Annotated in this window: 12 protein-coding genes; all 12 read left to right on the forward strand. The window is 66.9% G+C overall.

What is annotated here, in order from left to right; translation table 11 throughout:
• The first annotated feature begins 228 nt into the window (after positions 1-228).
• The 12 genes from ACZ9CK_RS04760 to ACZ9CK_RS04815 all read left to right on the forward strand — a co-directional run bounded on the left by ACZ9CK_RS04760 (position 229) and on the right by ACZ9CK_RS04815 (position 22,697).
• On the forward strand, positions 229-810 hold the full coding sequence (locus tag ACZ9CK_RS04760) for a 50S ribosomal protein L25/general stress protein Ctc (RefSeq protein ID WP_426302592.1): 582 nt from the start codon (positions 229-231) through the stop codon (positions 808-810).
• Between the two features lie 119 nt (positions 811-929).
• Positions 930-1,514, forward strand: a complete 585-nt coding sequence (gene pth, locus ACZ9CK_RS04765; RefSeq protein WP_426302593.1) for an aminoacyl-tRNA hydrolase — start codon at positions 930-932, stop codon at positions 1,512-1,514.
• A 147-nt stretch (positions 1,515-1,661) separates the two neighbouring features.
• On the forward strand, positions 1,662-4,403 hold the full coding sequence (locus tag ACZ9CK_RS04770) for a LuxR C-terminal-related transcriptional regulator (RefSeq protein WP_476049379.1): 2,742 nt from the start codon (positions 1,662-1,664) through the stop codon (positions 4,401-4,403).
• Positions 4,390-7,101, forward strand: a complete 2,712-nt coding sequence (locus tag ACZ9CK_RS04775; protein ID WP_426302595.1) for an AAA family ATPase — start codon at positions 4,390-4,392, stop codon at positions 7,099-7,101. Before ACZ9CK_RS04770 ends, ACZ9CK_RS04775 begins: the two co-directional genes overlap by 14 nt.
• Before the next feature lie 574 nt (positions 7,102-7,675).
• The gene (locus ACZ9CK_RS04780; RefSeq protein WP_426302596.1) at positions 7,676-9,247 is read left to right on the forward strand and encodes a sugar transferase; all 1,572 of its coding nucleotides are present in this window, start codon (positions 7,676-7,678) and stop codon (positions 9,245-9,247) included.
• Positions 9,248-9,283: 36 nt separating this feature from the next.
• Complete coding sequence (locus tag ACZ9CK_RS04785) at positions 9,284-9,742, forward strand: FAD synthase family protein (protein WP_476049380.1); 459 nt, start codon at positions 9,284-9,286, stop codon at positions 9,740-9,742.
• Entirely contained in the window at positions 9,739-10,917 is a 1,179-nt protein-coding gene (locus ACZ9CK_RS04790; RefSeq protein WP_476049381.1) for a DUF1972 domain-containing protein, read from the forward strand. Before ACZ9CK_RS04785 ends, ACZ9CK_RS04790 begins: the two co-directional genes overlap by 4 nt.
• On the forward strand, positions 10,914-11,735 hold the full coding sequence (locus ACZ9CK_RS04795) for a CDP-alcohol phosphatidyltransferase family protein (protein ID WP_476049382.1): 822 nt from the start codon (positions 10,914-10,916) through the stop codon (positions 11,733-11,735). Before ACZ9CK_RS04790 ends, ACZ9CK_RS04795 begins: the two co-directional genes overlap by 4 nt.
• Positions 11,732-12,505 (forward strand): hypothetical protein, encoded by a 774-nt coding sequence (locus tag ACZ9CK_RS04800; protein WP_476049383.1) that lies wholly within the window; start codon positions 11,732-11,734, stop codon positions 12,503-12,505. Before ACZ9CK_RS04795 ends, ACZ9CK_RS04800 begins: the two co-directional genes overlap by 4 nt.
• Positions 12,502-13,467 (forward strand): hypothetical protein, encoded by a 966-nt coding sequence (locus ACZ9CK_RS04805; RefSeq protein WP_476049384.1) that lies wholly within the window; start codon positions 12,502-12,504, stop codon positions 13,465-13,467. The genes ACZ9CK_RS04800 and ACZ9CK_RS04805 overlap by 4 nt, the downstream gene beginning before the upstream one ends.
• Positions 13,457-17,929 (forward strand): PKD domain-containing protein, encoded by a 4,473-nt coding sequence (locus ACZ9CK_RS04810; protein WP_476049385.1) that lies wholly within the window; start codon positions 13,457-13,459, stop codon positions 17,927-17,929. Before ACZ9CK_RS04805 ends, ACZ9CK_RS04810 begins: the two co-directional genes overlap by 11 nt.
• Before the next feature lie 232 nt (positions 17,930-18,161).
• Positions 18,162-22,697: a PKD domain-containing protein gene (locus tag ACZ9CK_RS04815; RefSeq protein WP_476049386.1), complete on the forward strand. Its 4,536-nt coding sequence runs from the start codon at positions 18,162-18,164 to the stop codon at positions 22,695-22,697.
• Positions 22,698-22,994: the final 297 nt, after the last annotated feature.

A 22,994-nucleotide genomic window follows, 5' to 3' on the forward strand; every position in this document is an offset into this window, starting at 1 on the left:
TGGGTCTTTTCCGTTTAAGCCCTGAACGTCCTAAGCCCTGAACGTCCGACGGCGGCGGGTCTGCTAGGATGGAACGTCACCTTGGCGAGGGGACCGCATGCTGTGGTCCCGTTATCGACTGGGTCCTGGGCTCCCATGCCGGCCTCACGGCCGCCGGGCGGCCGGACGAGTCCCGCCGCCCACCTGGCCCGGCTCTCGCCGTCGGCCATCGAACAAGAGGAGCCTCTTATGTCTGAGCAGAAGCTCGCAGCAGAACTGCGCACCGAATTCGGCAAGGGCTACGCCCGCCGTGCCCGCGCAGCCGGTCAGATCCCCGCCGTCATCTACGGCCACGGTGCAGAGCCGCTGCACATCAACCTGCCGGGCCGCGCCACCACCCTGGCCGTCCGCGTCGCCAACGCCCTGCTGTCCCTGGACATCAACGGCGAAGAGCACCTGGCCATCGTCAAGGACATTCAGCGCGACCCGATCAAGCAGATCATCGAGCACATCGACCTCCTGACCGTCCAGAAGGGCGAAAAGGTCACCGTTGACGTTGCAGTGCACGTCACCGGCGAACCCGCTTCCGGCGTTGTCGTCAACCAGGAAGCCACCACGGTTTCCCTCGAAGCCGAGGCCACCCACCTGCCCACCGCCGTTGAGGTAAGCATCGAAGGCCGCGAAGCGGGCGCCCACGTCCACGCTTCCGACCTCGAACTGCCGAAGGGTTCTTCCCTGCTGAGCGACCCGGAGACCCTGATCGTCAACCTCTCCGAAGCCGCTGCTCCGGCTGAGGAAGCTGCTGAGGAAGCCGCTCCCGCCGCCGAGTAATCCTTGCCGGCTCCCGAAAACGCGGAGCCGGGGCAGGAATGCCTTGGAAGTGGCCGGAACCCGTACGGGTCCCGGCCACTTCTTTTTTCCTTTCACCCTTCGATTCCTAGGATGAGTCCATGACAGAAACCTGGTTGGTCATCGGCCTTGGCAACCCCGGCGCCCAATACAGCAACAACCGGCACAACGTTGGCCAGATGGTCCTTGACGAGCTTGCTTCCCGGATCGGGGGAGGCTTCAAGGCACACAAGGCCCGGGCCCAGGTGCTGGAGGGCAGGCTCGGCATAGGCGGCCCGAGGATCGTGCTGGCCAAGCCGACGTGCTACATGAACGTCTCCGGCGGCCCGGTGTCTGCGCTGTCGAAGTTCTTCGGCATCGCGCCCGACCACGTGATCGCGGTCCACGATGAAATCGACATCCCGTTCAACACCGTCAAGCTGAAGATCGGCGGCGGGGAGGGCGGCCACAACGGACTGCGGGACATCTCCAAGGCCCTCGCCACGAAAGACTACCTCCGCGTCCGCGTGGGGGTCGGGCGACCGCCCGGCAGGATGGACACTGCGGACTACGTGCTGCGTGATTTCGCGACGGCGGAGAAGAAGGAGCTGCCGTTCCTTTTGGACGAAGCCGCAGACGCCGTCGAGATGCTGGTGTCCAGCGGGCTGGTGGCTGCCCAGCAGAAATTCCACCCCGCCAAAGGCTGAGCTCGGGGACGCGAACTACTCGCTCTACTCGTTCTGTCAGTGCCTTGCCGCAGACTCTACTTACTTGGAAAAGGAGGTAGTACGCTACTCGTTAAGTGGCGTCCGGGCACCGTTCGGCCCTCGCCACCGGACATTGAGGACAGATAAATGTCGAGGGAGACGAAGCGCTGGGGCGATGCTTCGATGGCATTCGAACCTGGCAAAACAGATGCCGGGGCGGGCAGCCACATGCAGTGGTCCGTCGCCGCACGAGGGCGCGAAATGGCGCGCGTTCGGGAGGCACTAAGCCATCCCGAGGTACTCGGTGTGGTCATCACGGGCGCCCAAGGCGTGGGCAAAAGCTCCATGGGCCGGCTGGTGGTTTCGTCACTGGACAGCGACCCCTACGTAATCCACTTGCGGAGCGCCTCCACGGGGGAAGGCGCTCCGTACAGCTGTTTCAGCTTCATGCTCGCCAGATTGCCGCAGAAATACCTGGCGTCGCCCACCGGGATCCTGCAGGGAATCACCTCGCTGATCCGGGAGGACGCCGGCGGCCGGGAGGTCATCCTCGTCCTCGATAACCCGGGCGGCACCGATGAAATGAGTACAGGTGTACTCATGAACATCCTGCTGACGGGTGCTGCCCGGATCATCGCGATCGCACAGCAAGCCAGCGACCTGCCCGTGGACTTCCACTGGTTCCTGCAGGAAGGCAGACTCGCTGAGGTGCAGCTTGAAACCCTGGGCCATGAACAGACCGCCGAAGTCCTCGGCACCATGCTCGGCCACCGGATGACAGCCGCCTTGGTCAGCCGCCTGCATACCGCCTCCGGCGGCAATCCCCTCCTGCTTGAGTCCCTGGTTGCCGAGCAGCGTGCCGCCGGAAACCTGGTGCTGCTGAACTCGGTCTGGACCCTGCGCGGCGACCTTGTGATGGAGAGCGCCCATGGCCTCGAAGAAGTGGTCAGGGCGCGGTGGACCAAGGAAAGCCCCGAGGCACGGGAAATCGTCGAAATGCTGGCGTGCGCGCGGCGGGTGCCCCTAGGCCGGCTCGCGGCGGTCTATGACGCGAAGACCCTGGCGGACATGGAGGACTCCGGCCTTCTCGCCGTGGACGATTCCCCGGAACGCTGGACGTCGCTGCGGCAGCAGTATGTGGCCGACATTGTGCGGTCCTGGCTGACCGTGCCGCGCCGCAGGCAATTGCGGGCAACCCTGCTGGACGGCCAGGAACCGGATCCAGCGGGCATGTCCGAACAGGAAGTCCTGAGCTACGCAGCCCTGTCACGGGACGCGCAGGTGCCGCTGAGCCCGGCCCATGCGCTGGCGGCCGCGGGTGCCGCGGTCCGTCATTTCGATCCCCTTTTCGCCCTGGAGTGTGCCGGAGGAATCCAGCGCAGCGATCCCGAATGGGTGGCCGGGCAGTGCAGGAAAGCGGAGGCCCTGATCCTGATGGCCGATTACGGCAAGGCGCTTGCCGTCGTCGAGGACGTGACCCGGGAACAGATCGATGCCTTGCCGGCACGCCAGGTGGCCATGTACTTCGCCGCCCGCGGAAATGCCATGCGCTGGGCAGGGGGCGGGGCGGAAGACGCCAGCGGGATCATCCGCGAAGCCAGGGAACGGCTCGCATCGCTCCGTGAACGCGCATCGAACGTCCGGACTGTCCAGGATGAGCTCGCCGCGGCCGAACGGCGGCTGGACCTGGAAGAGTTTGTGCACTCCGCGTACCTCGGAAACTACGCCGGGATCATCGAGGCGCTGGAGTCCGCTTCCGCGGACCAGGATCCTGCCCGCCTGGAACACAGCCTGGCCTGCGCCGTGATCCTTATCGAGGCATACTCCGTGACAGGGCGGGAACTGGACGCGTTGCGGCTGGCCGAATTCGTCAGCCAGAGGATGGAATCCCTTCCGGAGACGCATGGGCTGCGGGACTACTTCCGCCTGGCGGCTTTCTGTGCGAACCTGCAGGCCGGCCAGTGGCGCAGCTGCCTGCGGATGCTGGACTCCGGACCCCTGGCCTCGCCTTCTGAACTGCAGTACCGCGGGGCGGTCCTGGAACTCGCAGTCGGGCTGGCCAACCTCTTCGCCGGGCGCGGATCCAAGGCCCTGGACTTCCTCCTACCTGCCGTCGCGCAACTGGAACACCGCTCCGTGATGGGACTGCTCCAGCTGGCCTACGCGGCCACCGCCTTCGCCTACGCCCAACTCGGCGACTCGTCGAGTGCCTACAGCTACCTGGCCATGGAGAACGGCGCCGGAGGCCCCGGCGCGTTCCTGTCGAACCGTGCCCGGGAGTTCTGTTCCGACATGGCCCGGCGCTGGCTCGGTGAGCCCGAAGCCCGGGAACGGCTCATTGCCGCGGCGCGGGAGGACCTCGCGCATGGCCGCTACACGACGGCGGGGCTGAACGTCGTAGGCGCCACGGTCAACGGGCGGGAAGAGGATTTCCGGCTGATGGAGGAGATCGCCGGGCACAGGCAAGGACCCCTGGCCAGGCTTTCGTCCCTGATGGCCAAGGGCTTCCTGGCCGAGAGCCCGCGGGTCATGATGGAGGCCGCGGACCTCGCGGCGAGCCTGGAACTGGATGCGATGGAAGCGCGCTGCGTGGCCCTCGCCCTCGACTACTCCAGGTCCATTTCGGATCACACAACTTTGCGCCAGGCACAGGCCCGGCTGGACAGGCTTTCCCAGCTGCTGGTCGAACTGCCGGTCGTACCGCACGGCAATACGCCGCTGCTCACGGAACGCGAACGCCAGATTGCCCGAATGGCCGGACACGGTGTCTCCAACAGGGACATCGCCAAGGACATCGGAGTCTCTGTGCGCACCGTCGAAGGCCACCTGTACCAGGTTTTTGCCAAGCTGAGTGTGTCCTCGCGACGTGATCTGCTTGGCCTCATTTAGCAGGAGCAGCGAAGGCCCCGGAGGCCTCGCCGACGTCAACCCGGTACGGACCCGGCCTCTGGTGGGCCGGGACCACGAGCTTGACCTGGCATCTCAGGCCCTGCGTAGCGGATCCACCGCTGCGGTGCTCCTCGTGGCAGAAGCCGGAGCCGGGAAGTCCACCCTGGCCGAAGCCATCGCTGCAGCTTTGTCCGAAGAATTCATTGTCATGCGCGTGCATGGAAGCCCGTCCCTCTCGAACGTTCCCTACGGCGTGCTGGCACCCTACCTGGTGGACCTCCCGGAGGATCCCACCAGTTCCCACATCGCCATCCTGCGCGCATTCTGGGCCCAGTTCGAGCGCCTCCGCGAAGGCCGCAAGCAGCCGCTGCTTTTGCTGGTGGACGACGCCCATGAGCTGGACGAGGCGACCGCGAACGTGATCGTGGACCTCATCACGGCCAACTGGGCGAAGGTGGTGGCCTCGGCGCGGCCCCGCCCGGGCCTGCCTGCTCCCATGATGCAGCTTTGGTATGACAGCCTGGCCGAACGCATCGACCTCGGACATCTGGGCCGGGACGACGTCGGCGAAGTTTGCGAGAACCTTCTCGGTGCCACCGTCCTGGCCAGCACGGTCCAGTTGCTCTGGGCGGCCTCCGAGGGAAACCCCTTGCTACTCACCTGCCTGGTGGAGGACGCGCGTGCCGCGGGGGCCCTCGCCAAGCGCAACGGAGTCTGGATCCTGAACGGGGCCCTTGCAACCGACGGCGCCGCCCTCACGGGATTCGTGCGGAACCAGCTGCTGCGCAGGACCGTCCAGGAACGGGACGCCCTCACGATGATCGCGCTGGCCGAACCGGTCAGCATGGAGGCGCTCGAAGAGGACTTCGGCGTGGACCTGCTGCAGAACCTCGTGGAGAACCAGCTCCTGGTGGCCTCCGGCGGGGGAGACATGCTCCGGCTTCGGCATCCCATCTACGCCGAGGCGATCCGGAGCATGATCTCGGCATCCCGGAGCCTGCAGTTGCACCAGCAGCTGGCCTGGCGCCTGGAGCAACACCAGACCTCGGAGGCTGCGTTGCTCCGAAGGGTGACCTGGTCCCTGGAATCCGGGGTGAAGGTCCCGGAGCGGCAGTTGCTCCGGGCATCGGTGCATGCGGCCCGGACCTTCCAGAACGACGCAGCAATTTCCCTGGCCATGATGCTGGCGGAAGGCCCGGCCAAAGCGCATGCCCAACTGGCCGCCTCGCGGGCCCATTTCAACGCCGGCCGCTACGTCGAGGCCAGCAAGGCCTACGCCGAAGCGGCCCGGGCTTTCGCTGAAACCGGCCGCGCATCCGAGAACGGCAAGTCCGGGAAGCGGAAGTGGACCGGGGGTGCCGCGCTGCTGCACTCCTTGCTGGAGCAGTTCCTGCAATCGGACAACGGGAACGGAACCGGCCGTCCCTCAGGTCTTGCCTCCCGTGAGCACGAGGCCGGGGAGTTGCTGGCGAGGCTGCTGACCCTTGACCTTTCGGGGGACTTCGAGGAGCTGGCCCGCCTGCTTGAGGCACCGGAAACCGCTGCGGTGGTGGCCGACGACGCCGGCCCGGCCCGGGCTTTCCTCCTCGCCCTCCGTGCAGACCTCCTGCGCGCCAAGGGGGACCCGGTCCAGGCGCACAGCGTCGCGCAGCAGGCGGCCGCCTACGCGGACATGGATCCGGAGGAGTTGTTCTTCTATTCCGAGTTCGTGCTGTACCGGAAGGTTGCGGCGGCCCTCGACGCCGGCGACTGGGTCGGTGCGGAGGAACATCTGGCGGCATATGAGGCGGAGTCCGGTGCCGGGCTGATGACGTTCGGCGGCACCATCCAGTACTTCCGCGGGCTCTCCGGGCTGCGCCAGGGGCACCATGGCGAGGCGTTCAAGGTGCTCCGTCCCGCCGTCGAGATGCTGCGCCTGAATGATCCGCAGCAATTGCTGATACCGGCAACCGCGATGGCAGCTTATGCCGGGGTCCGCGCCGGCGAGACGGGCAGCGCGCGGGCACTGCTCGAAGGCTTTGACGACCCGGCCCCCCGCGGGGGCGGGCCGGATGCCCTGTTGGCGCCGGTCTTCGCCGCTGCCGCGAAGGAAGCCCTGGACCGTGACGGCTCGGGAATCCAAAGGCTCCAGGACCTTGTAGTGGGTGCGTGCGGGAGCCTCCCGGCCGGCGTCGAACTCCAGGCGTTGTCGCTGTGGCTGGAGCTTGGCAGCGCGGCCGCGGCGCAGCGGACCGTCGAACACGGCGGCACGATGAGCGGGGCCTGGGCCTCTGCCTGGACACGCTTTGCCACGGCCCGCGGTAGCAGGGACACCCGGACCGTGCTGTCCTCAGGGGACTATCTCCGGGCGCTCGGGCAGATGCGGCTGGCCCGTGACTGCTATTCCCTGGCGCTGTCCTTGTCCGAGGGCAATGGGGATCGGGCTGCGGCGCGGCAGGCGGCAGCGGGCAAGGATGCCTGCGACCACGCCCTTGGGGAGAAGCGAAGCGCCCCCGCCACGGCTGTCCCGAGCGTGGCGACAGTGCAGCTGACGCGCCGCGAGAGGGACATCATCGCCCTGGCCGCCTCGGGGCTGAGCGACCGGCAGATCGCCGACAAGCTCATGGTTTCCGTGCGCACGGTCGAAGGCCACTTGTACCGCAGCTACGCCAAACTGGGCATCCGGAGCCGCGAGGAACTTGCCCCGCTGGGACCCTGATTTTCGCCCGCTGCCGCCCGGCCGGCACTCCGCAGACCGCGCTACTCACTTCCCTGAACGGCCAAACTGAGTACTTGCGGAGCGCTCAAGTAGTTATTCAAGTGAATTTACTAATTGAAGCGAGTACAGCCAAGTAATGCTCCTTCCATCCCCCCGTGAAATGAGTACCTGAGCCGGGGTCCGTAGGCCGCAGCTGTTTCGAAGTCGAGTAGTGGCTACGGATGTGCCGCGCTGTGCCAGACGGTTGACTGAATTCAGCCACTGGAAAACAGCCAAAGGGTCTCACGATGCGCCAATCACCAGCCCGACTCAACGATCATGTGTCGTTGACCGCCGCGCTGGAAGCACGGGCGCTGCCAGGGGTTACGCACCGGGGTATGCGGTGCGCTGACGATGGGGGGCAGCTGGCCGGAGTGTCCGGCCGGATGTCCGGTCCATCGCTTACTTCCGGTCTTCACTGGTGCCGCCGGCCTGGGTCTGACGGCGCCCCAAAGACGGAGCCGGCGGCGTTAGAGTCTTCTGAGACCAAGGCTCTACCCCCAGCCGCCGCCGGCTCCCTGAACTTGGTCTCGGCATGAGCGCCATCGATGACTTCCACGCACGCACCGTTAACCACTCGGCCTACTGGCGGCAGAGCGGCACTGCGTCCCTGAAGGGTCACCTTCCCCACCGGACGGCATGGGATCCTGCGCTGATTGCACCGGCGTCGTCCGTGGACTCGGGGACGCCCTGGGCAAAGCGGTACCGCCGCTTCCTGCGCATCACCGACATCGCGATCGTGCTGCTCACGGTGGTGGCCGCCTACACCTTGCGCTTCGAACCCGCCGACGCCCTGAGCCCGACCCCGAGTGCCTCGTACCTGATCGTCAGCGTCGTGATTCTTGCGGCCTGGGTCCTTGCCCTCGAGGTCTACCACACCCGCGATGACACAGTCCTGGGCACCGGCTCAGACGAATACAAGCGGGTGCTGGACGCGACCGTGCGGGTGTTCGGCGGAATGGCGATCCTGATGATCGTGCTGGACGTGGATATCGTGCGCAGCTATTTCGCGCTCGCGATGCCTGCCGGTGCATTCCTCCTCCTGCTCAGCCGCTGGCAATGGCGCGCGTGGCTGAGCCGGCAGCGGCACTTCGGACATTATCTTTCCAAGGTGCTGGTCGTCGGCGAGCGCGCCGACGTCGAATACGTCATCCGGCAGTTCGGCAAGGTCTCCGGGGCCGCCTATGAGGTGGTGGGTGCTGCCCTCCCGGAAGCGGAGACCGCCAACCGGCTGCAGCTGCCTGGCAGTAGCATCCCCGTGATGTGCGGGCTCGACGCCGAGGACGTCGCCGCGACCGCGCAGCGCACCGGAGTGAATTCCGTGGTGGTGGCCGGAACGCTGCCGGGCGGACCCAAAGCCATCCGGGAGCTTGCCTGGACCCTTGAGTGCACCGACGCCGGCCTGGCCCTGGCTTCGAGCCTGACGAACGTCGCGGGGCCCAGGATCCACTGGCGGCCCGTCGAAGGCCTTCCGCTCATGCACGTGGAGCTTCCCCAGTTCACCGGCGGCAAGCACGTGCTCAAGCGTGCCGTGGACATCCTGGTCTCCGGAACGGCGCTGCTGCTCCTGCTCCCGTTGTTTGCCGTGCTCGCACTGGTCGTGTCCCGTGACAGCGCCGGCCCCGTGTTGTTCAAGCAGGAAAGGGTGGGCCGGAACAGCGAACGCTTCATGATGTACAAGTTCCGCTCCATGGTCCTTTCCGCCGAACAGGACCTGGCCGCCTTGGCCGGGCTGAACGAAGGCGCGGGACCACTGTTCAAGATCAAGGACGATCCCCGGGTGACCCGCGCCGGGCACTGGCTGCGGAAATACTCGCTGGATGAACTCCCGCAGCTCTGGAACGTGCTGCGCGGCGACATGAGCCTGGTGGGGCCGCGGCCCCCGCTGCCCTGCGAAGTGGACGGCTATGAAACCCACGCCCGCCGCAGGCTGCTGATCAAACCGGGCATCACCGGACTCTGGCAGGTCAACGGGCGGTCAAACCTGGACTGGGACGAATCCGTACGCCTCGATCTCTATTACGTCGAAAACTGGTCGTTGACCGGCGACATCATGATCCTCTGGCGCACCGCCAAGATCGTCCTGAAGCCGGTTGGCGCCTACTAGCGGGAACTGCCGCACACCGGAAGGGGTGTTTGCATCATGGGTCTCAGAATCGGATACGCGCCCGGCGCCTTCGACCTGTTCCACGTGGGCCACTTGAACATCCTCAAGCACGCCAAGAGCCACTGCGACTACCTGATTGCCGGCGTCGTTTCCGACGAGATGCTGGAACTGGTCCGCGGCCGGGCCGCGGTGGTTCCGCTGGCCGAGCGGATCGAGATCGTCCGGAACATCGGATATGTGGACATGGCCTTCGCCGAAACCGTGCCGGACAAGCTGCAGGTCTGGGAACAACTGCATTTCAACCTGTTCTTCAAGGGAGACGACTGGAAAGGCACCCCCGAGGGGCTGCGGCTCGAAGAGGCATTCGCGAAAGTCGGCGTCGAAGTCGTGTACTTCCCCTACACCGTGCACACCTCCAGTTCCGCCCTGCGCGCAGCCTTGGAACTGATCGGGGAGCACCCCGACCACCGGCGCTCCGCCTGGAGCCGGCCATGAGCGGACTGCGGATCGCGATGCTGGGAACCCGCGGGGTTCCGGCCCGGTACGGCGGCTTCGAGACGGCCATCGAGGAGATCGGCCGCCGGCTCGCCGCGCGCGGCCACGAGGTCACCGTGTACTGCAGGCACAGCAACGGCAATCCGGAGCAGGATCCCCGGGACTACCTGGGCATGAAGCTGGTGTTCCTGCCTGCACTGCGCAAGCGGGCACTGGAAACCCTCAGCCACACCGGGCTTTCGGTCACGCACCTCATTGCCCGGCAGCCGCGGCGCCGCAGCGATGCCGCGATCGTCTTCAACGCCGCCAACGCCCCCTTCCTGCCCCTGATCCGGGCCGCCGGCATCCCCGTGGCCACCCATGTGGACGGCCTTGAGTGGAAGCGTGCCAAGTGGGGCCCCGCGGGGCAGAAGTACTACCTCCGGATGGAGGCACTCGCCGTCCGCTGCTCCGACCTGCTGATCGCCGATGCGATCGGGATCCAGGAGTACTACCGGGAAAAGTTCGACGCCGACACCGTCTACCTCGCGTACGGCGCCCCCATTCAGTCGGGGGAGGAGTCCGCGAAGCTGGCAGAGCTCGGCCTTGAACCGCGGGGCTATCACCTGGTGGTGGCGCGCTTCGAACCGGAAAACCACGTGCACGTGATCGTGGACGGCTATGTCCGCAGCGCCGCCCGGACGCCGCTGGTGGTGGTCGGATCGGCCCCCTACTCGGACGAGTACACCCGCTCGGTCCACGCCCTGGGTGACGACCGCGTCCGCTTTGTCGGCGGAGTGTGGGACCAGGAACTCCTGGACCAGCTCTACGCCAATGCACGGATTTACTGGCACGGGCACTCGGTGGGCGGAACCAACCCCTCGCTGCTGCGCGCCATCGGATCGGGCACGGCCACCAACGCCTACGACGTCGGTTTCAACCGCGAGGTGCTCTCCACCGCCGGCCGCTATTTCAGCAGCCCGGACGAGGTGGCCGCGCTCGCCGAGGATGCCGAACGCGGGGAGGGGCTCGCCGAACGGGGCGAGCTCGCCCGCGCCTTCGCCCGCCGCTACGACTGGGACAAAGTGGCGGACGGCTACGAACTGCTCTGCCTGGACCTGGCAGCCAGACGCGGGCGGCGGAGCAATCCCAAGCCAGCAAGAGTCAAGCACGGAACAGCGAGGGTGGTGCGGTGAGCGTCAAAGCGGCCTCCGGCGTCGGGAGCTTCCCGGCGTACCGCAGCGCGCTTGTCCAAATGGGCACGGCGCAGAAGAATGCTGCGCGCAGCGCGCCGGCCTATTCGCTTTACGTCAATCGCCGGCTGGGACGCTACCTCGCGGCGCTGGCGTACACGGCAGGCCTCACGCCGAACGCCGTAACCGGAATCAGCGCCGTGTTCACCTTCGCCGGAATCGCGCTGCTCGTGATCTTCCCGCCGTCGTTGTGGCTCGGCGTGGCGGTGGCCCTCCTCCTGGCCACCGGCTACGCCCTGGATTCCGCGGACGGGCAGCTTGCCCGCCTGACGCGGACCGGATCTGCGGCAGGGGAGTGGCTTGACCACATCGTGGATGCGGTCAAGACCTCCCTCCTCCCGCTCGCCCTGATGGTGGGCCTGTACCGTTTCGACGCCGTTCCACTGCTGCTGCTGCTGGTGCCGCTTTTCGCGGCGGTGGCTTGTGCGGTCCTGTTCTTCAGCATGATGCTGACCGAGCAGTTGCGCCGGCAGCGCGGCGTCGAATCGTTGGCCGACGGTTCCCGCCGGCTGTCCTGGGTGCGCTCCGTGCTGGTGGTGCCCATGGACTACGGATTGTTGTGCTGGGTCTTCGTGCTCTACGGGGCAGTGCCGGTGTTCATGACTGTGTACACCGTGATTGTTGCGGCGACGGCGGCGTTCCTGGTCTTGGCGTCCGTCAAATGGTTCCGGGAGCTTTCCGTGCTCCCCGAAGCGCCGCGTGGAAAACACCTCCGGGAAACCGTCCCGGAAACTCCATCAGATCCTGGGGGTCAACGATGAAGAATTCCCCACGTTCCGGGCCAGCGCCCGGAAACGGAGCCGCCCGGCGTCCCGGGCCACGGCTTCGCGCGGCACTCCTGGTCGCCGCACTCGCACTTCCCGGTGCCGTCGTTGTCGTCTGGGCCGCCAACCAGCCGGGCATGCCCGGCGGAACGCCGCAAAGCGGCCAGGTGGCGCCCTCCGCGGCAACCGTCCCCGACGGCACCGGGAGCCCGACGCCGGGCGGTTCCGCGACGGCGGCAGCACCGCCGTCGGGAACAGCCCCCGGAGCGACGGGCACCCCCACCCCGAAGAGCACCACACCGGCAAACCCGGCACCGGTGGACCGCAAGGGCAAGACGGAACAGGAACTGGCCACGATCGCCCAGCCTGTAGCCCCCGCGGTGCCGCTGACGGCGAAGAAGACGGTCAAGAGCGGAATCACCGCGACCATCACGGAACTGCAGGCCGTGGACGGGGAGGCCAGGGGCATCGGCGAGATCGCCGGGCCCGCCCTCCGCTTCAAGGTGACGGTTAGCAACGGCACTACGGCCGCGGTGAAGCTCGGCACGGCGCTGGTAACTGTCACCTACGGCAAGGACGAGACGCCGGCAAGCCCGCTGAGCGGTCCCGGAGCCACGGAGTTTCCCTTGACGGTTGCCGCCGATGCGAGTGCGTCGAGCACCTTGGTGTTCGGGGTGCCCAAAGACCAGCGCGGCGACGTCCGGATCTACTTCAGCCTCGATGCGCTCACGCCCATCGCGGCGTTTGAAGGGCAGGCCCCGCAATGACCGGCACCATCACCCGGCCGGCACAGCGCGGACCGGCCCGGATCCCCGAACCGGCACGGAAGGTGGCCCGCCGGGTCCGCAAGGCTTCCAAGCGCTTCGGCGCGTACTCCTGGCTGGCACTGCTGCGGCTGCGCAATCTGCTGGTGCGCAGCAGCGCCACCGGCACCGCCGACGTCGTCGTGTCCATGACCACCTACGGGGCACGGATCGGCACCGTTGCCGTCGCCCTGGAGTCGATCGCCCGCGGCGAGATCAAGCCACGGCGGATGATCCTCTGGCTGGACGACCCGCGCCTCATGGACACCGAGCCGGCAGGCCTGCGCAGGCTCCGCCGTCGCGGCGTGGAGGTCCGGCTCAGTCACAACTACGGGCCGCATACCAAGTACTATCCGTATGTTTCGGCCCGTGAACTTGAGGGCTACCCCTTGGTCACGGCGGACGATGACATCATCTACCCGGCCAACTGGCTCCGCGTCCTGCTGGACGCAAACGTGGCCCACCCGGACATGATCCACGGCCACTGGGTGAGCACCATCGGGGTCAACAACGGCAGCATCACCCAGTACGAGGCCTGGGGGCGCCGGCGCGATACACGGCCGGCCTTCAACAACTTCGCACTGGGTGTCTCCGGGGTCATCTACCCGCCGGCGATGCTGCGGGAACTCAGGCACCGGGGAACCCTCTTCATGGACGTCTGCCCCGGCGCCGACGATATCTGGCTGCACTGGGTGGCATTGCGCGCCGGCATCCCAGTGCGGCAGGTGGACAGAATCCCGCGGCACTTCCCGATGATCCCCGGCAGCCAGCTCACGCCGTTGAACGAACTCAACGTCGACCAGCACCGGAACGACCACTGGATCCGGGGACTGTACTCAAATTCGGACATCGACGTCCTGGCGGCCGGCCAGGCAGCAGCAAGTACAACAAGGAATCTCTGGGACGGAGAGCACAATGCGTACTAAGCAAGAGACCGGGGCCAACGGCCGGCCCCCGGGACGGATGGTTTTCGGGAAACGCGTCGTGGCGGCCCTGCTGGGCCTGGCGACAGCGGTCTCCCTGGCCGTCCTGGGAACAGTGCCTGCCCGGGCTGATACTGCGCCCATCAATCCCAACGACCCCGCGACCCCGGTGACGGTCGCCGCGGACGGCCTGCCCACCGCACAGATCAACGGTGTGGCCTGGGCCCAGGTGATCATCGGCAACACGGTGTACGTGGGCGGCAACTTCACCGAGGCCAGGGCCTCCGGCGCTGCCCCCGGCACGGGTGTGGCGCGCAGCAACCTGCTGGCCTACAACCTGACCACCGGTGAGCTGATCAACTCCTTCGCGCCCACCACCAACGGTGAGGTCACGGCGCTCGCCGCCTCACCGGACGGCTCCCGGCTCTACGTCGGTGGTTCCTTCACAGCCGTGAACGGCTCCACGGTGTGGCGGCTCGTGGCCCTGAATCCAAACACGGGCGCCATCGTCACCCAGTTCCTGCCCAAGCCCTCAGCGTCCGTACGCACCATCGTTGCGACGGCGGACACTGTGTACTTCGGCGGCCTCTTCGACGCCGTCGGTTCGGTCAGCCGTGGCCGGCTCGCCGCGGTGACGGCCGCCAACGCCACCCTGCTGCCGTGGAATCCGATCGCTGCCGGCGGCCGGGTCAACGCCCTGGCCCTGGCGCCCGACGGGCTCAGCATGGTGGTGGGCGGTGCCTTCACCACGCTGAACGGATCCGCCAACCCGGGCTTCGGCCTCGGCCGGGTGGACACCAACACCGGCCTGAACCAGGCCTTCCCGATTAACAACGTGGTCCGCAACGGCGGCACCAACGGCGCCATCACCACCCTGGCCACGGACGGCACCAACGTGTACGGCGCCGGCTACACCTTCGGCCGCACCAGCACGCTGGAAGGCATGTTCTCGGTGAACTGGTCGGACAACACCACCAAGTGGATCGAAGACTGCCACGGCGACACCTACTCGATCACGCCGATGGGTGATGTCCTGTACCTTGCCGGGCACGCCCACTATTGCGGCAACGCAGGAGGCTTCCCGCAGGCGCAGCCCTGGCAGTTCAACCGCGGCCTCGCGTTCAGCAAGGCGGCCACCGGGGTCCTGACCCAGGAAAGCCACGGCTACACGAACTTCGCGGGTACCCCGCGGCCGTCCCTGCTCAACTGGTTCCCGATCCTGGACGCCGGTTCCTTCACCGGCCAGGACCAGGGCCCCTGGACCATGGCCAGCAACGCAGACTACGTGACCATGGCCGGCGAATTCACCATCGTGAACAACCAGCCCCAACAGGGCCTGACCCGCTATGCCAAGAGCAGCCTCGCACCGAACCTCCGTGGCCCGCGCGTCGACGGCACCAACCTCAACCCGACCCTGTCCACCCCGGCAGCCGGGCAGGTGCGCGTGCGCTGGCAGGCAAACTGGGACCAGGACAACCAGAACCTCACCTACCAGGTACTGCGGGACAACAATGTCATCAGCACCGTCCAGCAGCCCTCCACGTTCTGGGACCGCCCCGGCATGACCTTCCTTGACACCGGGCTGGTACCGGGCCAGGAGTACCGCTACCGGGTCTACACCACGGATCCCTTCGGCAACGAGGCCCGCAGCGACACGGTGACCATCACCGCCACCGATGTCACACCGCCGTCGAGCACTTATGCGGCATCCGTGTTGGCAGACAACCCTGCCAACTACTGGCGGCTCGGAGATACCCCCGGCAATACCGGCGTAGACCTGGCTGGCAAGGATGACCTCGAGGTCATGCCCGGCGTCAGCTTCGGGGCAGCAGGTGCGGTGATCGGCGAGTCCAACACCGCCGGGGCGTTCAACGGCACTACCAACAGCGTGGCCTTCAACCCCACCCTGGCAAAGCGGCCGAACGTCTTCAGCACCGAGGCCTGGTTCCGCACCAACACCAACAGCGGCGGCGAGATCATCGGCTACGGCAACTCGCAGAGCGATGTGTCTGCCGACTACGACCGGGTGGTCTACATGTCCAACATCGGCAGGCTCTTCTTCGGAGTCCAGCCGAATGGAGGCACCCGGTTCACCATCAACACCGCCAGCAGCTACAACAACAACCTGTGGCACCATGTGGTGGCGACGCTGGGCACCAACGGCATGCAGTTGTTCGTCGACGGCGTGCTGCAGGCCAGCCGCACCGACGTCACCACGGCCTGGCCGATCGACGCGTACTGGCGGATAGGTGGCGACAACCTCAGCGGGTGGACTTCCCGCCCGAACAGCCGTTACCTGAACGGCCAGATCGACGAGGTTGCCATCTACCCGACCGTGCTGCCGCTCTCCCGGGTGCAGGCGCACTACGTGGCATCCGGGCGCACCGTGGTTGCGCCGCCGGCCCCGCCGGTGGCCCGCTTCACCTCCAGCACCGACGGACTGACGGTCAGTGTTGACGGCACCACTTCCTCTGATGCCAACGGACCCATCAGCTCCTATGCCTGGACATTCGGCGACGGCGGAACCGGCACCGGAGTGACGGCCCAGCACACGTACGCGGCAGGCGGCACCTACAACGTGCAGCTGACAGTCACGGACAACACGGGCCTCACCAACTCGGTGACTCACGCGGTGACAGTGACCGCGCCGCCGCCCAACCAGCCCCCGGTGGCTGCGTTCACCTCGAGCGCCACCAACCTTGCGGTCGCCTTCAACGGCACGGGCTCCAGCGATTCGGACGGCACCATCGCCTCCTACGCCTGGGACTTCGGGGACGGCGGCACTGCCACCACCTCGACGCCGTCGCACACCTACGCGGCGGCCGGTAACTACCAGGTGATGCTCACCGTCACCGACGACGACGGCGCCACCGGCACCCTGACGCAGACCGTCACCGTGACGGCACCGCCCGCGGATACGATCCTCGCCGCGGATGCCTTCGGCCGGACAGTAACGGGTGGCTGGGGCAGCGCCGACACCGGCGGGGCATGGACCCTGGCCGGCGGGAACAGCAACTTCGCCGTCAACAACGGCAGCGGAGCCATGACGATCGGCACGGCCGGGCAAAGCCGATCCGCGCTGCTTAACTCGGTGTCCACTGCGGACCTCGACGCGCGGGTGGAAGTCTCCGCGGACAAGGTCGCCAACGGCGGGGGCTACTTCGCCTCCCTGCTGGGCCGGCACGTGGGCAGCAACGATTACCGGGCCAAGGTCAAGGTGGCCAGCACCGGGGCCGTCTCGCTGTACCTCACCAAGGTGGTGGGCGGCGTCGAGACAACCATCGCAGGACCGGTCAACATCGCCGGGCTGACGGTGGCTGCCAACGATCCCCTGGTCATCCGGCTGAAGCTGGAAGGCATCAACAACACAGCGGTCAGCGGCAAGGTCTGGCGTGCATCTGCAACGGAACCCGGCGCCTGGCAGCTCACGGTGAGCGACAACACGGACGCCCTGGAAGTCCCGGGCGGCGTGGGCCTGGTCAGTTACCTCTCCGGCTCCACGACCAACGTGCCCGTGGTCCTGCGCTACGACAGGCTGAATGCCACGGCCGGCGGCAACCCGACGCCGAACGTGCCGCCGGTGGCGGCCTTCACGTCCTCGGTCACGAACCTCACGGCCTCGTTCGACGCCGGCGGTTCCACGGACAACGACGGCACCATCGCCAGCTACGCGTGGAACTTCGGTGACTCGAGCACCGGGACAGGCCAGGCGCCGTCGCACACATACGCTGTGGCGGGCACCTACCAGGCGACGCTGACCGTTACGGACGACGACGGTGCCACCGATACGGTGACCCATTCGGTGACCGTGACCGACCCGCCGCCAGCGGCGCCGTTGGCCGCTGACGCCTTTGGCCGGACCGTGGCGTCCGGATGGGGCACCGCGGACAGCGGCGGTGCCTGGACCATCGGCAGCGGCGCGGCGAACTACAACGTGACCGGCGGCGTCGGAACCATGTTGCTGGGCACCGCCGGAGCCTCCCGCACCGCAAGCCTGGCCGGGGTGACGGCCCCGGACGCGGACGTGCAGGTCAAGGCCTCCCTGGACAAGATCGGCGACGGCGGCGGGACCTTCGTGAGCATCACCGGACGGCGTGTGGGAAGCGATGACTACCGGGCCAAGCTGAAGATCGCGGCCAACGGTGCCACGACCCTCTACCTGACCAGGACCTCGGGCGGCACCGAGACCACCTTGGTGTCCGCGAACGTCGCGGGCCTCACCCTGGCCGCCGGTGACGCCGTGCAGATCAGGATGCAGGTGACTGGCACGGGCCCGACCACCCTCCGGGCCAAGGTCTGGCGGGACGGCGCCACGGAACCGTCCACATGGCTCCTGACGACCACGGACACCACCGCGTCGCTGCAGGCTGCCGGTTCCACCGCGCTCATCGCCTACCTCTCCGGATCGGCCACAAATACCCCTGTGACGGTGCGCTTCGACGACTACGTCGTCAGGGCACCCTGACAGCCGTGAAGTGCAAATGATGCCGCGCCCGCGGCCCCCCAGGGGGCGCCAGGGGGCAGCAGGATTCCGGCCGGAACCATGGACCGCTGCAGCGGTCCGGTTCCGGCTGCGGACCTTCGTTGCCTTTGCCGCCGCCGGTGCACTGGCCCTCTCCCTCGGGACCGTGGCCGCGCCGGCGGCGCTTGGCGACAGTGCCCCACCGGACCCGGCTTCTCCGGCAAGTCCGCCGACCGTGACTGCGGACGCCTTGCCCACCGTGCAAGTGGACGGCGTCGTGTGGCAGCAGGTCATTGTGGGCAACACCGTCTACGCGGCGGGAAGCTTCACCACCGCGAGGCCGGCGGGTTCCCCCGCGGGCACAGGCCCGGTCCCGCGAAGCAATGCCCTGGCCTATGACCTGACCACGGGCACGCTGCTGCCGTTCGCCCCGGTGCTCAACGGCCAAGCCCTCAGCATCGCCGCGTCCCCGGATGGCAGCCGGATCTACGTGGGCGGTGACTTCACCACGGTGAACGGTTCACCCGTGTGGCGCGTGGCCGCGCTGGACCCATCCAGTGGGGCGCTCATCACCTCCTTCCTGCCGAAAATGGCCGCCAGCGTCCGTGCCATCGTTCCCACTGCGGACACTGTCTACATGGGCGGATTGTTCAATGCCGTGGGGACGTTGACACGCAACCGCCTCGCCGCTGCGTCCGCGTCCAACGGTGCAGTCCTGCCATGGAACCCGTCCGCCGACGACGGCCGGGTCAACGCGTTGGCACTGTCCCCGGACGGCAGCAAGGTGGTGGTGGGCGGCGCGTTCACTACCCTGAACGGCTCGTCGAACCCCGGGTACGGTTTCGCCGCTGTGGATCCGTCCGTGGGCGGGCTGCTGCCTTGGGAAGTGAACAACCGCGTCCGCAATGGCGGGGCGAACGCTGCCATCACCAGCCTGAGCGGTGACGCCGACAACGTCTACGCTACGGGTTATGTATTCGGCACCGGCGGCAATCTCGAAGGGATCGTGGCCGCCTCCTGGGGCGCCGGAAAGATCACCTGGCTGGACGATTGCCACGGGGACACGTATGCGGCGGTTCCGTTGGGGGACGTTATCTACAAGGTCGGACATGCCCATTACTGCGGCAACATCGGCGGCTTTCCGCAGACCGAACCCTGGAGTTTCCACCGGGGCCTGGCGTTCAGCAAAGCGGTCACCGGGACTATTGTCCGTGATCCGTTGGGCTACCCCAATTGGGAAGGGCTCCCCGCGCCGTCGCTCCTGAATTGGTTTCCGGACCTGAACACCGGCACCGTCACGGGGCAGAACCAGGGGCCATGGACGATCACGGGGAACAGCCAGTACGTGGTCATGGGCGGCGAATTCACCACAGTCAACGGCACCCCGCAGCAAGGGCTGGTCCGCTTCACGGTGAAGCAGAATGCCCCGAACACCCGCGGGCCGGTCCTGAGCGGGTCGAGAATCAACCCTACCCTCACGTCTCCGGCTGCCGGGACTGTGCGTGTCCGCTGGCAGGCCAACCACGACCAAGACAATGTGCGGCTGACCTACAAACTCACCCGGGACGGCGACACGGCCAACCCCATCTATACCGCAATCCAGGACAGTACATTCTGGAACCGGCCGGGCATGAGCTATGTGGACACCGGCCTCATCCCCGGCCAAAGCTACCGATACCGTTTGTTCGTCACTGACCCCCTCGGAAACGAGGTCCGCTCGGACACCGTGAGCATCATCCCGGGAAGCACCACACCTTCCAGCAGTTACGGGTCCGCCGTGCTTGCCGACTCGCCCGACCACATTTGGCGTTTCAACGATGCGGCGGGGCCGACCCTTGTGGACTCCGCGGGAGCAGAGGACCTGACGGCTTCAAGCGGGGCCGGGCTGCGGGCCGATGGAGCCGTGATCGGAGAATCCACGGGTGCCGCGACGCTGGACGGCACGGCGAATGGCGTCGCCGTGGATACCGGAATCCTGCGAGGCTCCAACTCCTTCACAGCAGAGGCGTGGATCCGGACAACAACCAGCACCGGGGGCCGGATCTTCGGGTTTGGCAACGTGGCTAGCGGGACATCCCGCGTGACCGACCGGAACGTGTACATGGACAACTCCGGCCGTATCTACTTCGGCGCCTGGAACGGCTCCCTACGCACGGTGAACAGCCCGGCGGGCTTCAACAACGGTCAATGGCACCAGATTGTTGCTTCGCTAGGCTCAGGCGGCATGTTCCTCTACGTGGACGGGACCCGTGTCGCTTTCCGCACGGATACCACCGTCGGAAGGGCATTCGACGGCTACTGGCGGATAGGCGGGGACTTGCTGAGCGGCTGGCCCAGCCGGCCCGGCAGCGACAACTTCCGGGGTGATGTGGACGAGGTGGCCGTCTACCCGGTGGCCTTGGGGCTTCAGCAGGTCCAGGCGCACTACCGGGCCTCCGGCCGCACGTTGAACGTGCCGCCCACACCTCCAACGGCGGCTTTCACCTCCAGCATGACCTACCTGACCCTGGCCGCCGATGGTTCCGGGTCATCTGACCCCAACGGCCCGCTCGTCAGCTACTCCTGGACTTTCGGCGACGGAACCTCGGCGACCGGAGTCACCGCCCAGCATGTCTATGCGACCGCCGGCACCTACACGGTCCGGTTGACGGTCAGGGACAGCGACGGCAATATCGCCAGCACGACGCGCAATGTCACGGCGACGGCGCCGCCGCCCAACCAAGCCCCGGTGGCCGCCTTCACCTCGAGTGCGGATCTTCTGGCGGCGGCATTCAACGGCTCGGCCTCCTCGGACCCGGACGGAACCATCACGTCCTATGCCTGGGACTTCGGCGACGGCGCAACGGCAAGCGGCCCGACGGCGTCGCACACGTACGACGCCCCCGGGACCTATGCCGTGCAGCTGACAGTGACGGACAACATCGGCGCGGTCAACACCGTGACGCATTCCGTGACGGTGGCCCTCAACCAACCGCCGATTGCCTCGTTCACGCAGAACGTCGTGAACCGCAGGGCCACCTTCGACGGGTCGGGTTCCTCTGACCCGGACGGCACCATCGCCGGCTACGCCTGGGACTTCGGCGACGGTTCAGTCGGTTCAGGCGCCCAAGTCACCCACGATTATGCGGTGGCCGGTACCTACCAGGCCACCCTGACCGTGACGGACAACCGCGGTGCCACCGCGACCGCCGGCAGTCCGGTCACCGCCACCGACCCGCCGCCAAACACCACCGTGGCCAGCGACGCCTTCGGGCGCACGGCCACAAGCGCTTGGGGCACCGCGGACACCGGCGGGCCCTGGAGCGTCACTGGAGGCTCCGGAAACTTCGCGGTGAACAGCGGCAGCGGAGCCATCACGGTGCCGGCACCCGGAACCGGGCCCTCGGCCTATCTCGGAGACCTGAACCTTGACGGCACTGATTCGGTGGTGACGCTCTCAGCAGACAAAGTGGCCAATGGCGGTGGAATGTTCGCCTCGCTGGCCGGACGCCGGGTGGGGACAAACAACGACTACCGCGCCAAGGTCCGGGTGGCCTCCAACGGCGACGTGACCTTGTATCTGTCTCGTGTGGTGAACGGAGCGGAAACCGTCCTGCAACAGCAAAGCATCAGCGGACTGAACTACGCCGCAGGCGTCCAGTTGCAGCTGCGCTTCGCGGTGGCAGGCACGGGGCCAAGCAGCATGGGGGCCAAAGTGTGGAGGACAGGGACCAGCGAGCCGCCGGCATGGCAATTGACCGCCACCGACTCCACCGCCATCCTTCAGGCCAGGGGTTCTGCAGGGCTGGCCACCTACGTCTCAGGATCGGCAACAAACGCCCCGGTGATGATGCGTTTCGACAACCTGATAGTCACTACCGGCAGCGGTACGGTGACCGGTACGCCGCCGACTGCAGCGTTCACCAGTTCGGCAAACGGACTCGCCGTGTCCGTAGATGGCAGCGGTTCCTCAGACCCTGATGGTTCTGTTGTCTCCTACGCCTGGAACTTCGGCGACGGCGCTTCTGCAAGCGGTACGACGGCGTCGCACACGTACGCGGCGGCGGGCACCTACCAGCTCACCCTCACGGTGACGGACAACACCGGGGCCACCGGCTCTGCGGTGCAGCCCGTGACCGTGGCGGACGGAGCGGCCGGCCTCTTGGCTGCGGATGCCTTTGGGCGGGTGTCTGCTTCGGGTTGGGGCAGGGCTGATACCGGTGGTGCGTGGACGGTCGGCAGTGGTGCGACGAATTACACGGTGGTCAATGGTGTGGGCATGATGCTCATGGGCACGGCCGGTGCCACGCGCTTGGCATATTTGCCGGGGGTGACGACGACGGCTGCCGATGTGCAGGTGCTGGTGTCGCAGGACAAGATTGCCGACGGCGGCGGTTCATTTGTGGGGGTGATCGGACGGAAAGTGGCTGCCGATGAGTACCGGGCGAAATTGCGGATCTTCGCCAACGGAACGACGTCCCTGTACGTGACCCGGTTGTCCGGCGGGACCGAGACGACGCTTCAGTCGGTCACGGTTGCCGGGCTGACAGTGGCCTCGGGGGACCAGGTGCATCTGCGGGTTCAAATGACGGGTACCGCGCCCAGCATGATCCGGGCGAGGGTGTGGCGCGACGGTGCGGCGGAGCCCTCCACCTGGTTGGTGTCTGCCACGGACACGACGGCTTCGCTTCAGGCTGCCGGCTCCACCGGGCTCATGAGCTATCTGTGGAGTTCAGCTACCAACATCCCGGTGAGGACAAGCTTCGACGACTACCTTGTGAGAGCGCCGTGAGAGTAGCCTGAAGGAACAAGCCTCCGATTGTCCCAGTGTTGGCGTAGGGGAGCCGGATTCCGGCTGGCGACATGGACCGGTATGGTCCGAGGGTCAATCGTGGGTAATAATTCCAGATCGCGTGATGGCTGCAGGGCCACAATCCTTGACGGCCACGTGTGTGAGCGGCTCAGCGCCCATTTGTTCCGGACCAAGGCCCGGCGGGAGAGCAAGTTCAACCCGCTCCGGATCTTTCTCTGGAACCCGATGCAAGTGCCCAAGCGTCTTGGTACAGCGATTTCGTTGGCTCGGGACGTC

Source organism: Arthrobacter sp. TE26545, from assembly GCF_056279005.1.

What these genes read in the sequence shown, in the direction of transcription:
- ACZ9CK_RS04760 (WP_426302592.1), top strand. Translation starts at nt 229, where the DNA reads ATGTCTGAGCAGAAGCTCGCAGCAGAACTGCGCACCGAATTCGGCAAG.
- pth (WP_426302593.1), top strand. Translation starts at nt 930, where the DNA reads ATGACAGAAACCTGGTTGGTCATCGGCCTTGGCAACCCCGGCGCCCAA.
- ACZ9CK_RS04770 (WP_476049379.1), top strand. Translation starts at nt 1,662, where the DNA reads ATGTCGAGGGAGACGAAGCGCTGGGGCGATGCTTCGATGGCATTCGAA.
- ACZ9CK_RS04780 (WP_426302596.1), top strand. Translation starts at nt 7,676, where the DNA reads ATGAGCGCCATCGATGACTTCCACGCACGCACCGTTAACCACTCGGCC.
- ACZ9CK_RS04785 (WP_476049380.1), top strand. Translation starts at nt 9,284, where the DNA reads ATGGGTCTCAGAATCGGATACGCGCCCGGCGCCTTCGACCTGTTCCAC.
- ACZ9CK_RS04790 (WP_476049381.1), top strand. Translation starts at nt 9,739, where the DNA reads ATGAGCGGACTGCGGATCGCGATGCTGGGAACCCGCGGGGTTCCGGCC.
- ACZ9CK_RS04800 (WP_476049383.1), top strand. Translation starts at nt 11,732, where the DNA reads ATGAAGAATTCCCCACGTTCCGGGCCAGCGCCCGGAAACGGAGCCGCC.
- ACZ9CK_RS04805 (WP_476049384.1), top strand. Translation starts at nt 12,502, where the DNA reads ATGACCGGCACCATCACCCGGCCGGCACAGCGCGGACCGGCCCGGATC.
- ACZ9CK_RS04810 (WP_476049385.1), top strand. Translation starts at nt 13,457, where the DNA reads ATGCGTACTAAGCAAGAGACCGGGGCCAACGGCCGGCCCCCGGGACGG.